Source organism: Peribacillus sp. V2I11, assembly GCF_030817135.1.
Classification (GTDB): domain Bacteria; phylum Bacillota; class Bacilli; order Bacillales; family DSM-1321; genus Peribacillus; species Peribacillus simplex.
In genome coordinates this window covers 3,462,327-3,478,063 of the sequence record NZ_JAUSYW010000001.1, presented here as the reverse complement: position 1 = coordinate 3,478,063, position 15,737 = coordinate 3,462,327, and the positions used below count along the sequence as shown (strand labels likewise).

The window sequence follows — 15,737 nt, the reverse complement described above, 5'->3', positions numbered from 1 at the left end:
AAGCAGTTATATTCGCTGCCGTAGTAGAAGTATGAAAAGATAGTAGAGTCTTTCCGATTATGGTGCATCGCTGCCTTATATGACTGATATTTGCGGTTTTCCTTCTTCCCTTTCACTAACCTTTTCAATCTTATCGACAAACATTTGGAAAACCTTTCTCTTTTCTTCCAACTCTTTTATAGACTCTTTCAATTCGTTCAATTTTTGTTCAAAAGGTTTATGATAGAGCTCGCGGATGTTTCGAATAATTTCATCATTTATAGTGGATTGTACAACTTGCTTGGTGATATTGAATTTATAGGAATAAACCTGAAGGTCACGCTTAACTTCTTCATACTCTTTTTCTATCCCATTTAATACATCACTGATTTCTTCATTCCATTCGATTAAAGCCTTTTTCACATGTTCCTCCACCCTTATTCCCCCTCTTTAACTAACAAAAAAATCTTCTCCATAAAAACTTATTTTATCAAAAGTTCATTTCGGTTTCTTTTCGGCTTAGTTACTTAACATATTAATTTCATTAAAAACAGATAACAGCTAACAGTAAGTTACGAAACACTTTTTAAAAATCACATAGAATGAAACATGACAACTATAACCTATGGAGGTGTTCAGTCTGATTCATACAGTTAAACCAGGTGAAACACTGACACAGATATCCAGGGACTACCGGAAACCGCTATCGGCAATCATCAATGCTAACCCGACAATAAATCCAAATGTCATTTATCCTGGTCAACCCATTTTGATCCCTGGTTTTCCCCCTCCTGATACCATTCCATTTCAGATCGATGTGTCGGTTAACAATCGGAAGCTAAGGCTGCTAAAAAATGGAGTACTGCAAAAACAATATCCAATCGCCGTTGGAAGAATGCTGTTCGGTACACCAGTAGGACAATTCATCATCATTAATAAAGCCCCCAACCCCGGAGGCCCATTCGGTACAATGTGGATGAGTCTATCCAAGGAGCACTACGGCATTCATGGAACGAACGATCCCGGTTCGATTGGTAAAGCCGTGTCAAAAGGCTGTATTCGCATGCATAATCGGGACGTGGAGGAAATATCAAGGACTGTTCCAATCGGGACACTGGTTTCGATTCATCCTTAATTCTCTTAAGTGTGTAGGGAAACCTGTACACTTTTTCAACCTCGATTTTTTCATATTCATAAGAAAGACCAGTCCCTAAAATTTAGAGTACTGGTCTTTCTTACTTTGTTTTCTTTACATTTATTAAGGTTTTACCAATAAACTACCAAACATCAAATGATCATCCGTTTTTATATCAAATGATTTGATCAACTCAAAATTGTTTATATTATATACATATACTTTATCATCACTGCTTAATACCATAGTATCTTTATCTATTACGACGTCCCGTACTGTATGTTTAAAAGTAACTACATCTTCTATTTGATGATCATCCATTCCCATTATGGCAATGGAATGATGATCGGATTCTAAATCTTGTTCTACAATATATAATTTATTATCCACTTCCTTTATATATCTTGGATCGTTAAAGGGCAATTCAAGCAATTCCTTGCTCCCATTCAGTAAATCATATACGATTACTTTATCCGTCGAAGAATCATTTTCATCGCTATTTGGGATCATATACAATTTATCACCCTTTAGTACAGCATCATATGAAACTGAGTAATCCTCTATCCTATATTCCTTTTCTATATTAAACGTATCGTCATCTAAAATTCGTATTTTCATACCTTGTTTTCCTGCCTTATCAGATATAAGTACGAGTTTTTCTCCATAAGGGATCAAATGGAGCAATACACTATCGTCTTCTATTACGATTTGATTGATCTTTTTATGATCAGATAAACTTGATTTGATTATAGGTGCTTCACCTGGTGCTGAATAGAATGTATATAGCCTATTTTTCTGAATTAAAAATCCAGTATAACTATACATTTCACCAATATTTGATGGGATTTTTTTCACTTCCAACGTACCACTATCTATCTCTAAAATAAAATCTTGAGCTTTTAAATCTGAACAAGCGCCAATATACCATTTTCCATTAACATAGTAGGGTCCAGTTAAAGCTGAGGCACCATTTTCATCTATACCACTTGCCTTTAGTTTTTTACTGCCGAGAAACTTACCTTCCTCATCATATAACTGAAGTTTACCATTCAGTTGTTGGTTTGATAAAATGATCCCATACTTATAATTTTCAATCAAGGTATCACTCGCTTGAGAACTGCAGCTTGCCGTTAATACTAACCCTATCATGGTACATATAAGACACATGATTTTTTTCATAAACTAGCATCCTTTAAAATTTTTTTTGATGCTTACACCGTTTTTAAAATTAAATAGACATATTATGAAGCTGAACATTTTTGACATTCATATATACACATTGTTTATATGTGACAATAAAACTATTTAATAAACTTATAAATTGTATACGTTTTAGTGGTATTTACTATATCAGCAGGTGTTACAATTCCACCTAACCAGTTTACATTGACTCCCGTTTTCGTTTTATACGCTTTATATACTAATTGAGAGCAATAGAACTTATTTGTATTTTCAATATCAAAGAAGTTCATATTATATGGCTTTCCTTTTTTGGAAACAGCCCAATCGGCTGCCGCTGCATCCTGAGAAGCAGCGGTACCAGAAGTAGTAACTCCCCAAACTTTTTTGTATCTTGTAGTCCATTTAGCAGATTTATATTGAACTCCACCATCCGGAAAGCTTTCAATCGCTTGCCCCTCCTTAGTAACTATGCCTGCATGACCAACAAGGCTATCCTCTCTAAGATCATCGGTTACTAAAACAACTCCCTTTCTCGTCGGTTAGGTTCCTGTTGTCGCGAATGTTGCAGGAGCACTTTTCAAGCTTGCATCCACTTCTTTATCATTGTATATTTTGGCATCACCATCATTTATTCTTTCCTCAAACTCCTGAAAATCATGAAGTTGTTCTTCTATGGATGGCATTTTTGTATTAGGTTCCTTCTCACTTGCAAATGTTGGTGTCGAAAATATTCCAAGAATAACGAGGGATGATAATATAGATATGCTTCTTTTCAGTTTCATAAAAACAACTCCCTTAAGATATTTTGGTTAAGTTCAACTTCATAATATGGCTATTTGGCTTAATTTAAGTTTTTAAAGTATCTTCCCTTCTTATTAAATAACCATGATTTTTATCCTAGTTCCATAGTATCATTCGATGTGTTCTATTTTTTAAAAAGTTATGATAATTCTGTGTATTTATCTCTACGTCCATATCTGTTTCTTTGTCTATAAAATTAGCATTCTCACAATTCGCTTATGAGCTAGAGGGGATAGTCCACGATTTGAGGTTGGGGTAAACAGAGAGTAGGAGAAGGTGGCATGGTGAGGGAAATATTTTTCTATCTATTACAAATCAAAATTACCTCAAAAAAAGGCAGGGATCTCCCCTGCCATAAAATGAGTACATTTCTATCAATTCATATTTATCGGCCAATAATAAAACACTAGCGTAACCATGATGATCATGACGCCGCTGATCATTAAATAGGCTGGGTATCTGCGGGTGATGTTCATTTCTTTTTGCTCATTTATTTCAATGGGGACTTGAAGGATATTTGCATGAAACTCCCTTTCTTCCATTGTAATCGTTCCATACTTGGAGCCAAGTATCAGTGCGCCTATACTTAGGATTAAACCGATGATTACAGGATTAAAGTAGACAGGAAGGCTTACTCCGAACATGCCGAGGCTTTCTCCGAATATCACACCAAAGAAGCCGAATACGATGCTCCAAAAGGCTCCTTCTTTCGTTACCTTCTTTGAAAATACGCTTGAAATGGCAATCGGTCCCCATGATGCCGCAAATAATGTAGCCGCAAAGTAGCCGATCCACATGACGGCAGGCGGCTGGAACAATCCAATCAATAAGATGATCAAGCTGATCACGACCATGGAAATGCGGCTGGCCCGTAATAGATGATGATCTGTGTATTCCTTTTTCCGTGATTGTTCCATGATATCCCGTGTAATGCTGCTTCCTATTATCTGAAGGAAACTCGAACAGGAAGATAATGCCGCAGCCATGATGCCGCTAACGATTATGACACCAAGCCATGTCGGGACAATATTCATCGCTGCCCAAATGAATACCTTTTCCGTCGGTGCGATGTCCGCTTTGATGGTGGTGATTGTCGATATACTGATATGGAGGAACAAATAGACGGTCAAGATGGATATCGTTGCCCAAACACCGGCCCGGATGGCTACGTGTTCATTTTTCGCCATTAAATATCGGCTGCTTTGCCATGGACTCACTGCAATGACAATGCCCCAGACCAAGCCCATGATGACTGCCCAGGCCAATGCTTCCCAAGGAGTTCCCATCGTTGCGGCAGGTCCGGTAATGCCATGCCAGCTTAATAAATCAGGTCGCTCGGCCAGGTTTGCCGCTTTAGTAACGGCATCAGGAAACCCGCCCGCAGATTTGATGATATAAGGAAAGCTCAGATACGTTGCGATTGAGAATAAAAAGAACATCACCGTATCATTCACCATGACCCCCTTCGCACCTGAGAGAATGGTAAAGGATGAATACACCACCCACATGATCACCAAGGCCATTGGATAGGAAACACCGGAAACCTCGGCCAATAAAACGGCTGCCCCTTGGGTAACGGCAACCAAGTATGCAGAGATTCCGAGAATCGTCGTGATGGCAGCTGCCAGTCTTACCTTCTTCGAATGAAAGCGATTACCAAAAAATTCAGGAACCGTCAATGATTTGCTTCTTCTTAAATACCTGCCAAACAGGAAGACTCCGAATATATAGCCGCTTGCATTAAAAATAACGAGGATCAGCAGTAGGATCGGATACCCTTCATAGGAAAATCCCGCTTCTCCCATGAATGATACGGTACTTAGGAAAGAGGCAACAAGCGTACCGGTTATCATCAATGTATTTCCGCTTCGCCCAGATACATAATACTCCTCTGAGCTTTTCACTTTCCTGAATAAAAAGATGCCGATCGAGACATACACACAAAAGGATACGATAATGCCAAGCAGAAAGGCCACTTACATCCCCACCTTTTCAATCGGATCTTTTGCTTTTATTTCTTCTTGATTCTTTTTCATTTTCACTAGGAAAACCTTCGTGATCCACCCCATGACAATTAAGGAACCCCCATAACTTAAAGAGAAAATCAACTCACCCATTTCTTGACCCCCTTATCAAAATAGAAATAATCAATAGTTAAATATGCAATATCCATACCAAGTTTTTGAATATTCAGATTTTAAATGAGGTTTATTTATATTTTATCTTCATCATAAATAAATTGGTATTTGCCAAGTTTGCGCATGATCGTCGTTTGGCTGACCTCCAGGGCTTTGGCTATTTTCCGGGTTGATTTATATGTGGAAAGGGCCTGTGACAATAATTGCTTTTCCGTTTCCTCTAACGCTTTTTTCAAGGGAATGATTCCTGTTAAATTCACGAGCGCCGTATCTTTGTAGGTTAAATCGGAAGGCAAATCCTCTATCGTTACGATAGGTTTCCTGGCCGTCACAACGATTTGCTCCATTACATTTTCCAATTCCCGAACATTGCCCGGGTAATCCTGCAGCTGCAAAATTAACTTGGAGTGATCATCTATCGTGATGGATTGACCGTATTTTTCATTGAATTTCTTCAGAAAATAATCGGTTAATAATAAGATATCTTCCTTCCGCTCACGCAGCTGCGGTATTTCCATTGGAACGACATGCAGCCGATAATATAGATCTTCGCGAAACTGATTATTTTTGATCATTTGCTTCAAGTCTTTATTCGTAGCGGAGATAATGCGGATATTCACCTTTTTCTCCTTCGTTCCACCCACCTTCATGAATGTTCGATCCTGGACCAGATGCAGGATTTTCACTTGAATGTCGAGCGGCATTTCCCCGATTTCATCAAGAAACAACGTGCCGCCATCAGCACTCTCAACAAGCCCTGGCTTCCCGTGCTTATTGGCTCCCGTGAAGGCACCGCTTTCGTAGCCAAACAGCTCGGACTCAATTAATGCCGATGGAATCGCGCCGCAATTCACTTGAATGAATTTCTTATCCTTTCTGCTGCTGAGATCATGAATGACCCTTGCTAAAACCCCTTTTCCGACTCCTGTTTCTCCATGAATGAAGATCGATGAATCCATCGGGGCGACTTTTTCAGCCAATTCCAAAACTTTTATCATCTTATCGGAATTTGTAATGAAGTTATTGAACGAAACGGTTCTCTTGGCATGGGAATTTTCATGCTGTGCCCGCTGGTTCCTAAGATTCACTCTGTTCAATTTACTCTTCATCTCAACCAATTCCGTAATATCCCTCGAATTCGAAACGATTCTGTATAAGTTCCCCTCCTCATCAAAAATCGGCTTCGCTGTGCTGAATACAGTCAATCCATGCGGATAGGTTTGCTCCGCTGAATGGATCGCTTTCGTTTTTATGGTTTTTAATGTAACCGAATTGACGATCAGTCCCTTTTCAACTAACTCTTTTATGTTCTTATTAATAAAGGCCTCCGGCGGCAGCCCCGTAAGCTTCTTGCACGCTTCACTCACGAATAACGTGTCCCCGTTGGCGTCGGTCACGAAAATTTCATCATAGCTGGAATGCAGGATTTGCGTGAGTTCTTTTACCTTCTTTCTTGTCACCTCCAGCTCTTCATTCAGTGATTCATTTAGACTTAGTAAACTCTTCATCTTCTTTTTAAGCAGCATTTCCCTGACTTCATGGATCGGGTAGCATCTATATTGGTTATCACTATGTTGAATCACAAAATCATAGATGCTCATATCCTCTTCACTTAGCTTATCTAGATTCTCCACGACGACAAACGATGTATTAAGATAAGCCATGATTTCCTGATTATGACCATCAAAATCCATTTGCTTCAAAAAGAAACCTTCATCTAATATGCCCAGGATTCCCAAGTGATTTTTCATGACAATAAAAGGCGAGGAATGTATTTTCAGTAATGCTTTCACATCCAAAATAGAAATATCGGAAAATACAATCAGTGATTCCTTTTTTAATTCCGTATCCACATAATCACCCCATATTTTAATTTCGAACCGATTTTGTTACACTTTTTGCTACGCAAAGAAATAAGTGACCCTTTCAAAAGATACGAATGTCCATATATCAACCGATTCGAACCTGAACCTATAATGAATCACCACTTTCCAAAAAAGGTTCAGTTATTATATATAAAATACTCGATTCATGAGCCATACCCTCTTTATGAAAGTAAAAAAACTATTTCCATCCAGATTCCCGGAACGGCATGGTTATTGCATATTGAACCTATATAGGGATAGGTAGAGGGCGGTCAATGCCCTCTATACTCTCATTCTATCTAAAATTAGGGAGTGGTCATGATCATGGCTCAATTCAAGAATCTGTTTACCCATTTAACGATCGGTTCTACTGAATTAAAAAACCGGATCTTAAGTACAGCACATCAAACAAATCATGTCACGGACGGAATCCCCACTTCGGATATGGTCGCCTATCATGAAGCCCGTGCTAAAGGGGGCGTCGGATTGATCATCCTTGAAGCGGCATCCGTTCATCCATCCGGCATGCTTACGTCCAAAACGATCGCAGGATATGACCAAAGGATTGTCGATGCCTACAAAGAGATTTCCGACACGCTCCATAAGTATGGAACAAAGGTTTTCTCGCAGCTATTTCATGGCGGAAGGGAAGTCGTTTCGAGCGACTACCGAAATGCAGCATGGGCGCCATCCGCCGTTCCCAGCCTGCGCTTCGGTGTCATGCCAAAACCAATGAGCTTAGAGAATATTGAAGGAGTGATTGAAGGGTTCGCCCATTCAGCACAGCTGGCAAAGGATGGCGGACTAGATGGAGTGGAAATATGCTGTTCACACGGATATCTTCCTGCGCAATTTTGGTCACTAAATACAAATAAGCGCACCGATCTCTATGGAGGATCATTCGAAAATCGGATGCGATTCATCGTGGAAATTTTGGAGAAAGTATGGGAAAGAGTCGGAGAAGACTTTACCGTCGGCATTCGCATGAGTTCAGACGAACTGACGATGGACGGGACAACGATGAAGGATTCCGTGCAAATCGTCGAATATCTCGCGGAAAAAATCCGATTGGATTTCATCAATGTCACAGCCGGAGATTCAAGCACCTTCGAGGGATCAACACATATCGTCCCTCCATCACCAATGAGACACGCTTACCTATCTCCACATGGATTCAAAATCAGGATGGCAGGAGCTGTACCGGTCTTTGTCGCCAATAGAATCGTCGACCCCGTTGAAGCGGAACAGATCGTATCAACCGGAAAAGCCGATGTCGTCGGAATGACCAGGGCCTTAATCGTCGACCCAGACATGCCCAACAAAGCAAAAAACGGCGACCTGCAAGCAATCGATGCATGCATCGGCTGTTTACAAGCCTGTATCGGTCACTATCATAAAGGACTGCCGATTGGCTGTGTCCAAAACCCAACAACAGGTAAAGAAGCATGGATTTTACCAGAATTAAAGAAAAAGAGAACCAAACAGAATGTCCTGGTCATCGGCGCCGGACCTGGCGGATTACAGGCAGCCATAACAGCTGACTCACTCGGTCATTCCGTTACACTGATCGATCAAAGCAAATCCATCGGCGGCCTGCTTCGGACCATGCGCAAAGCTCCAATGAGGCATGAACTGGCAGAATCGATGCTCGATAACTATTCCCGGAAACTAATGAGAAGCAATATAAATGTCCAATTAGGAAAAAAAGCAACCGCCCAAGAAATATCCGAATCGAAACCGGACGCCATTATCTGTGCAACCGGCTCACGGCCCTATACACCAGCCATCGAAGGAATCGATGACCCACGAATCATCATGAGTGATGACCTCTTCAGCTCAACTAAAAAAGTTGGAGACAACGTCTTGGTATTCGACTTTGGCGGCGACTGGCCCGGCATGGAAGCAGCCATTTACCTAGCAGAAAAAGGCCACCACGTCACACTCATATCATCCAGACTGCACATCGGTGAAACCGTCCACCAATATCTCAGGAATGAATACCTAAAAAAACTATACAACCTAAACGTCACACTCCTTCCCCATTACGATATCGGGGCAATCAAAGAAGATCACGTCATCATCCGGAATCTATTCACCCAACAAAAAGAAGAACGAACCAATTGGGACTCCATCATCCTCTCCCTTGGCCGCATTCCCAACACAGAACTATTCGAAGAAATGAAAGGCCATGCTCCCATCGTGAAACAGATAGGAGATTGCCTTGGCCCACGTACTATAGAGGAAGCGACGCATGAAGGGATGATGAGTGCGATAAGTTTATGAGGAGTTGGAGACATTCTGTCATGTAGAATGTCTTTTTTTTGAGGTTGAGTCTTTTCCTAAAAGAAAAATCCTACTGAAGAATGTATTTGACAAGTAATTTATGTATGAAATGGCAGTTATTTTTTGCATAAAAAGCAAGCCCTGATATACAAGTATTACTCATTCAGAGCCTTGTATATTAGGGCATTTTAAGTTTAATGAGTTAACTCTTACTCAGTTCGCTGAACCTTGCTTGATCTCCATTTCCTTTTCTTGAGGAACGGACCGCTTTATAAATAATGAAGCTATCCATGCGATGGCTACTAGCCCGAATGCAAGCAAGAACGCACTTTTCATTCCAGCAATCATCGCTAGAATTTGTAATGTAGACTCATCTTTCGTAATCAACGTATTTTCCATAAAACGCTTAGAGCTACTTGTCATAATTGATACAAGCAGTGCTGTCCCGACAGCACCCGCCACCTGCTGAAGTGTGCTGATAATGGCCGTACCGTGCGGATATAACGGAGGTGGCAGTTCGTTCAAAGCGTTGGTCATGACGGGCATCATGACCATCGAAATACCCAACATCAATAGCGTATTGAAAATCATAATCGTACTGTAAGAGGTTGACAATGTGATAAAGGCAAATTGCCACAGCGTATTTGCCATCAATCCTAATCCGATTAGCGCAAGCCACTTGGGGCCGAATTTATCAAATAATCGGCCTGTAATCGGCGACATGATCCCCATGACGGCACCGCCTGGCAACATAACCAAACCTGCCTCCAATGGACTGTAACCTAACGCATTCTGGAGAAAAATCGGCAACAACATCATCGCAGAGAACATCGCCATCATGACGATCATCATAATCAGCGTCGATACCCTAAAAATGTTGTATTTAAATGTTCTTAGATCTAGTAACGGTTGTGACATCGTCAATTGCCTCCAGGTAAACAGTACTAAAGAAACTACGCCGATTGCAATTGGAATAAGGACTTCATTGCTCGACCACCCCCCATTGCCTTCACCGGAACTGCTGAATCCGTACACAATCCCCCCGAAACCAAAGGTTGAAAGAAGAATCGACATCGAATCAATCTTCGGATTAGTTGTCTCCGTCACATTTTTAAGCTTCAAATATGCAAAGATAATAACAAACAGCGCAATTGGCAGAACACCGAAAAAGAGAACCCGCCAACTGAAATGCTCAACAATGATTCCTGAAAGAGTCGGTCCAATCGCGGGAGCAAATGTAATTACAATTCCAATCGTCCCCATTGCCGAACCCCTTTTTTCAATAGAAACAATGGCGAATACCACATTGGTTAGTAAAGGAAAGAGCAGCCCCGTTCCCGCCGCTTGAAGCACCCTTCCGAATAAAAGCATCCCGAACCCTGGTGCGATAGCAGATACAAATGTCCCCACCGTAAACAAGCCCATAGCCGCAAGGAACAATCTTCTTGTTGTGAACCGCTGAATTAAATAAGCGGTGACAGGTATAAGTACACCTATAACCAGCAGATATCCAGTTGTCAACCATTGCGCGGTACTTGGCGCCATTCCGATGTCATCCATAATTTTAGACAAGGCTACGTTAAGCAGCGTTTCATTCAAAATGGCTACAAACACACCTAGAATCATTATCATGACTAATAAAAAATTGCCTTTGTTCCCAAATGTCCCTCCGCTTTGATTTGATTCGTTGTGATTTTTCAAATTCTTTCCCCTTTCATTGCCAAATGCCTACCAACTGTGTTGTTGTATCAATGGTTAGGAAGGTATCATCGATTCAATCTCCAGTTCAGATCATTTGGTGTTGTTGTGCATTTCTTTCTCGTGCAAACCCTTGGTAATGATGTTATGTTTATCGCGATTGCCTCATCTATTTTAATTATGCACAGTCAACATTCCTACACCTTCTTTCCATCCATGTTCCTTTATTTTTGCCAACTATACAGAACAAATATTCGCTTTAATGCTACCACATATTTCATTTGTATAAAATGACCTATTTCAACTATTCTACCCAATTCAATATATTACGCGGAGTACTTTATGGGCCCGAAAACCTACATGGCTAAATTTGTAAGAAGATAATTATACTGTAAATTCTTAATTACAGTTAGTGGGGGTATCCAATTAGAGTAAGTAACCAACTCTATAATTTATTACACCCCTTAATAATGATATTATTTAATCATAGTAAAACCTATAGGAGGATAACATGAAAAAGCAGGTTAAAGTAGTTGCAGCCATCATTGAAAATGAAAAAGATGAAATACTATGTGCGTTACGCTCTCCAGATATGAGCATCCCGAACATGTGGGAATTTCCGGGTGGAAAAGTAGAAAAAGACGAAGATATTTTTACTGCTTTAAAAAGAGAAATTAATGAAGAATTGCAATGTAAAGTTGAAACGGAAACTTCAACATTTAATGATAATACGCATGAATATGAAACCTTTATCATTAATTTATTGTCTATAAAATGTAGAATCATTGAAGGTACTCCAACTGCCAATGAACATTCTAAACTGATATGGCTAAAGCGAGAGAATTTAAGCTCTTTAAAATGGGCTCCTGCTGACATTCCAGCTGTTGAACAATTAATAAGTGAAAAAAATAGTCTTCTCAAATGAGAAGACTATATTCTTTTAGTGAACTCCGTATATAAACTAGCTGGTACCTCATTCTCTAATTCCATTGTAACCGTAATTGGCTTTTCCCCTTCATATTCCACCGTGTTACCCTTCCCGATATAAATATAAGGTTCTGTCTTTCCATCTATTTCTTTATACTTTCTAATAAATAAATGTAAATGTATCCCTCTATCCTGGTTGAATACAATATTCTTTCCTCTCTCAGAACTTGGGGCTGTACTATTTGGAGTCTGCCATTGAAAAATACGCTCGTTTATAAATTCGTCGTGGTAATTAATGCTCTCTTTAATATCTTCTTCTTTATGTAAATCAATAAATAAGAAATAGTCATTTCCATTCGAAAGTAGACCAGAACCCCTAAATGCACTGTGGCTTTTGCGATAATTTGATAGTAATGCAGCATCACCCATTTGATATTGCTCATACAGCTTCAAATGTGGCACACCATAGTAATCTTCTTTAAATTCCTTTTCATATCTAAAGATCCCATAAATAATAAGATCTTCTATATATGTTCTATATTCTTCATTCTGTAGAACCTTTTGATAAGAAGCTGTCTTCGTTAAATGACCATCTTCAAGAATAAATAACTTTAAGTTCCTCTTTTTCTGACCAGGATCATAGAAATCCTGATTTAGACACTGAAGGGCATGCAATATGCTATCTTCATCTACCTCTTTAACCAACTTTAATATCTCTTGTTTTGCGGTTTCTAAAGAAATATCATCATGGTCCAATAGATATTTAGCAATAGCAAATTCATACACTCGCTTTAAAGGTAACTTACTCGATAGCTCCCTTAATACTCCTTCAAAAGCTTCGTCAAGTAATAGCCTTTTCAGGGAATCTTCTTTTTCTACCTTTGCTACAAATTGCAAATATGTTTTTTCGCGATTAATAAACTTAATCGGATCTGGGGCTCCATCAAATTTCATATAATCCATTAATAATAAAGGAATTTTACCTTGATTCATTTTCTTAAATTCAAAGTACTCTTCCTTCAAATACTTCAAAGAATTAAAGTTTTCCTTATCAATCTGCGCTAATATCCGTTCTTCAGAAATTTTATCCATTTGAATATGCGTACAACCTGGAATATTTGCAAAACCAGTCGCAATAGCAACCTTCAAGCTTTCTTTATCATAATAACGGCTTCCATTTAATGCGATGGCAATTAAGAACGTTTTACTATGATTCCCGATGAAATCAAGTACCGTTAGGAAAGTCTTGTCTTTATGTTTACGAAGTCCTCTTCCTAGCTGTTGAATAAAAACAATCGGAGAATTAGTAGGTCTTAACATTAATACGCTATTTACAGAAGGTATATCAACACCCTCATTAAAAATATCAACCGTGAAAATAAATTCCAAATCATCATGGTCATCTTCTAACTTATTTATATAATACGATCTCTGCTCGACTGAGTCATTTCCAGATAAACAGATACTTTGAATACCCCTACTATTAAATTCTTGTGCCATATATTGTGCATGTTCAACGGTTACGCAAAACCCAAGACCTTTTCTTTTTTCACCGTCATGACCATAAAAATTCATATTCTTAATAATAAAGTCGACTCTCTCGTTAACCTTTAATCTCTTCGTTATCTCCGCTACATCGTCAATATCTACATCACTTAAATCAATTCCCTCAATGTCAGTAATACCAAAATAATGAAAGGGAATCACCAGTCCATCCTCTAAAGCCTCATGTAAACGAACTTCCAAAGCAACATTATTATCAAATAGGTCAAAGACATTTTGTTGATCGCTTCTCTCTGGAGTAGCTGTCATACCTAATTTGAATTGTGGGTGGAAATATTCTAGCACTGCTTGATAACTAGGGCTAGTCGCATGGTGGGCCTCGTCAAAAATAATATAATCAAATTCGTCTCGTTTAAATTCCTCATAGCATTTAGACAAAGTTTGTATGGTAGAAAAAATATAATCGGCATCTTTTTGCTTTTGATTCCCAGTCAGTAATCCAAATGTTAGTTTTTCATTAGGAAGGAGCTTTTCAAAGGTCTCTTTTGCTTTTTTTAATATTTCTTCTCTATGTACAATGAACAGTAATCTTTTAGGCTTGAATCCCTTTACGTCAAAAGCAGACATATATGTTTTACCCGTCCCTGTTGCTGCTATAACTAAGGCCTTCTTTTCCCCAAACGATCTAATTCTCTCAAGGTTTTCAACCGCACGTTTTTGCATGTTATTGGGAATGATATATTCAGAGCCTTCATAAATAAATTGGTGAGTTTTCGTATAGCTCTTTAATTTACTCAAAAACTCTTCATACTTACTAATAAAATCGTCATCCGCTACGACGCTACTATTCCATAATCCATCATATTCCTTTAATACATCTTTAAGAAATTGAGCATCCTCTTTAGCAATAATCTCAACATTCCACTCAATGTTACTCTTAAGTGCACTTTGAGTAATATTAGAAGAACCAATAATCACCTTATAACTATCCTTAAATTCGAAAATATACGCTTTCGTATGAAAACCAATCGCCTTATCTGTTTCAAAAATCTTCAAATGGATATTACTAAACTCATTTATTTTCTTTAAAGCCTTCGCTTCAGTAAAATTCAGATAAGTAGAAGTAATAATCTTCCCCTTTACTCCCCTTTTCTCCGCGTTCTTGAAAGTATCCAACAACAGCTGAAGACCACTATAATTAATAAAAGCGACACTAAAATAAAACTTTTCACACTCTTTTATAGAAGAGATTAATTCATTTAATAAATTACCCTTGTCTGAATTGACTATTAGTTTTTTCTCGATGTTCATGGCTGGCTCCTGACTGTGAATTTTTAGATGTAATTTTCAATAACTCGTAGAATAATAATACATTACTCTGGCTTGTTACTAAAAGCGATGGTTTCTCTTCAACTATTTTATCAGATAGGAAAACTTATTCTATTCTTACTTCATCAAGTAGTTCTGGTAAGTCTTTAACTTTTTCTATATTACATATTTCTGAAAAGACCATTTTTTCTGTTATATTATTAAATATTTATTTTTATCGTAATTATCCTTAATTGTTACTATTCCATTACACCAAGAGACGTTAAAAACTCCTACAATAGACCATCTATTGTCTGTTTTAATTCTTCATATGTACTTGGTGGAGCTATTTTTTTGAGTGAATTTAAAGATATTGTTTTTTGATGGGGAAAATATATATCTAAGTCTTTAGTTAATACAACGTAAAATTCCCATTGTGTCATATTTAATGGTTCAATTATTTCATGATTTTTTTCTTTTAGTAAACAAAATACATATATATCTGCATTCCGTTTTACGGTAGGGCTATATTTATTTGTTGTATAATCATATTCTTTTTTTGCCCCAATACTAAAACTGATGTTTGAATATTTTTCTTTATGCCATGCTTGGATATACGCAGAAGATTTCACCTCAATTTTCATGTCTTTATAAACTAAATCAAATGCGTCCCATTCAACTCGTAATTGATTTAAACAGCCAAGAGCAGTTCCAATTAAAAACTCAGCAAAAATTCCCCTTAGGTTGTTTGTTAATATTTTTGAAAACCCCCATTGCCAGAAATCTAAAATAGTATGGTCTGTTCCTAATATTGGGGTTTCTGATTTAAGCGGTATATCATTATTCATTTATAACCACATCCTTTTATGCACATTTCAGACGACTACCAACGTTTCCTAATATATTTTATCTTCCCAA

General features: G+C 38.3%; 12 protein-coding genes and 1 pseudogene. 3 read left to right on the top strand and 10 right to left on the bottom strand.

From position 1 onward, the window contains the following. Positions 1-75: 75 nt before the first annotated feature. On the bottom strand, positions 76-414 hold the full coding sequence (locus tag QFZ73_RS16955; RefSeq protein ID WP_034309801.1) for a hypothetical protein: 339 nt from the start codon (positions 412-414) through the stop codon (positions 76-78). Positions 415-619: 205 nt separating this feature from the next. On the opposite strand from QFZ73_RS16955, the gene QFZ73_RS16950 reads away from it, so the two are divergent. Beyond that, entirely contained in the window at positions 620-1,114 is a 495-nt protein-coding gene (locus QFZ73_RS16950) for a L,D-transpeptidase family protein (protein WP_307272852.1), read from the top strand. Positions 1,115-1,237: 123 nt separating this feature from the next. Here the strand turns inward: QFZ73_RS16950 and QFZ73_RS16945 are convergent, their stop codons facing one another. The 6 genes and pseudogenes from QFZ73_RS16945 to QFZ73_RS16925 all read right to left on the bottom strand — a co-directional run bounded on the left by QFZ73_RS16945 (position 1,238) and on the right by QFZ73_RS16925 (position 7,088). Further along, entirely contained in the window at positions 1,238-2,293 is a 1,056-nt protein-coding gene (locus tag QFZ73_RS16945; RefSeq protein ID WP_307268487.1) for a hypothetical protein, read from the bottom strand. Between the two features lie 122 nt (positions 2,294-2,415). Then, positions 2,416-2,775, bottom strand: a pseudogene (locus QFZ73_RS28960) (YiiX/YebB-like N1pC/P60 family cysteine hydrolase); the annotation flags it as partial. Positions 2,776-2,835: 60 nt separating this feature from the next. Continuing rightward, positions 2,836-3,078, bottom strand: a complete 243-nt coding sequence (locus QFZ73_RS16940) for a hypothetical protein (protein ID WP_307268483.1) — start codon at positions 3,076-3,078, stop codon at positions 2,836-2,838. A 393-nt stretch (positions 3,079-3,471) separates the two neighbouring features. Beyond that, positions 3,472-5,073: a sodium:solute symporter family protein gene (locus tag QFZ73_RS16935; protein WP_307268480.1), complete on the bottom strand. Its 1,602-nt coding sequence runs from the start codon at positions 5,071-5,073 to the stop codon at positions 3,472-3,474. Further along, on the bottom strand, positions 5,074-5,214 hold the full coding sequence (locus tag QFZ73_RS16930) for a hypothetical protein (RefSeq protein ID WP_214793556.1): 141 nt from the start codon (positions 5,212-5,214) through the stop codon (positions 5,074-5,076). Positions 5,215-5,309: 95 nt separating this feature from the next. After that, on the bottom strand, positions 5,310-7,088 hold the full coding sequence (locus QFZ73_RS16925) for a sigma-54 interaction domain-containing protein (protein WP_307268475.1): 1,779 nt from the start codon (positions 7,086-7,088) through the stop codon (positions 5,310-5,312). Between the two features lie 336 nt (positions 7,089-7,424). On the opposite strand from QFZ73_RS16925, the gene QFZ73_RS16920 reads away from it, so the two are divergent. Beyond that, on the top strand, positions 7,425-9,383 hold the full coding sequence (locus QFZ73_RS16920) for an oxidoreductase (protein WP_307268474.1): 1,959 nt from the start codon (positions 7,425-7,427) through the stop codon (positions 9,381-9,383). A gap of 213 nt (positions 9,384-9,596) precedes the next feature. On the opposite strand, the gene QFZ73_RS16915 is transcribed toward QFZ73_RS16920, so the two are convergent. Beyond that, positions 9,597-11,015 carry an MDR family MFS transporter gene (locus QFZ73_RS16915; protein WP_373459013.1) on the bottom strand — a complete coding sequence of 473 codons (1,419 nt, stop codon included), beginning with the start codon at positions 11,013-11,015 and terminating at the stop codon, positions 9,597-9,599. A gap of 577 nt (positions 11,016-11,592) precedes the next feature. On the opposite strand from QFZ73_RS16915, the gene QFZ73_RS16910 reads away from it, so the two are divergent. Continuing rightward, on the top strand, positions 11,593-12,006 hold the full coding sequence (locus tag QFZ73_RS16910) for a (deoxy)nucleoside triphosphate pyrophosphohydrolase (RefSeq protein WP_307268467.1): 414 nt from the start codon (positions 11,593-11,595) through the stop codon (positions 12,004-12,006). 5 nt (positions 12,007-12,011) lie between these two features. On the opposite strand, the gene QFZ73_RS16905 is transcribed toward QFZ73_RS16910, so the two are convergent. Continuing rightward, a complete protein-coding gene (locus QFZ73_RS16905) occupies positions 12,012-14,822 on the bottom strand; it encodes a DEAD/DEAH box helicase (RefSeq protein WP_307268464.1) in 2,811 nt (936 codons plus the stop codon). Positions 14,823-15,112: 290 nt separating this feature from the next. Continuing rightward, positions 15,113-15,667, bottom strand: a complete 555-nt coding sequence (locus QFZ73_RS16900) for a hypothetical protein (protein ID WP_307268460.1) — start codon at positions 15,665-15,667, stop codon at positions 15,113-15,115. Positions 15,668-15,737: the final 70 nt, after the last annotated feature.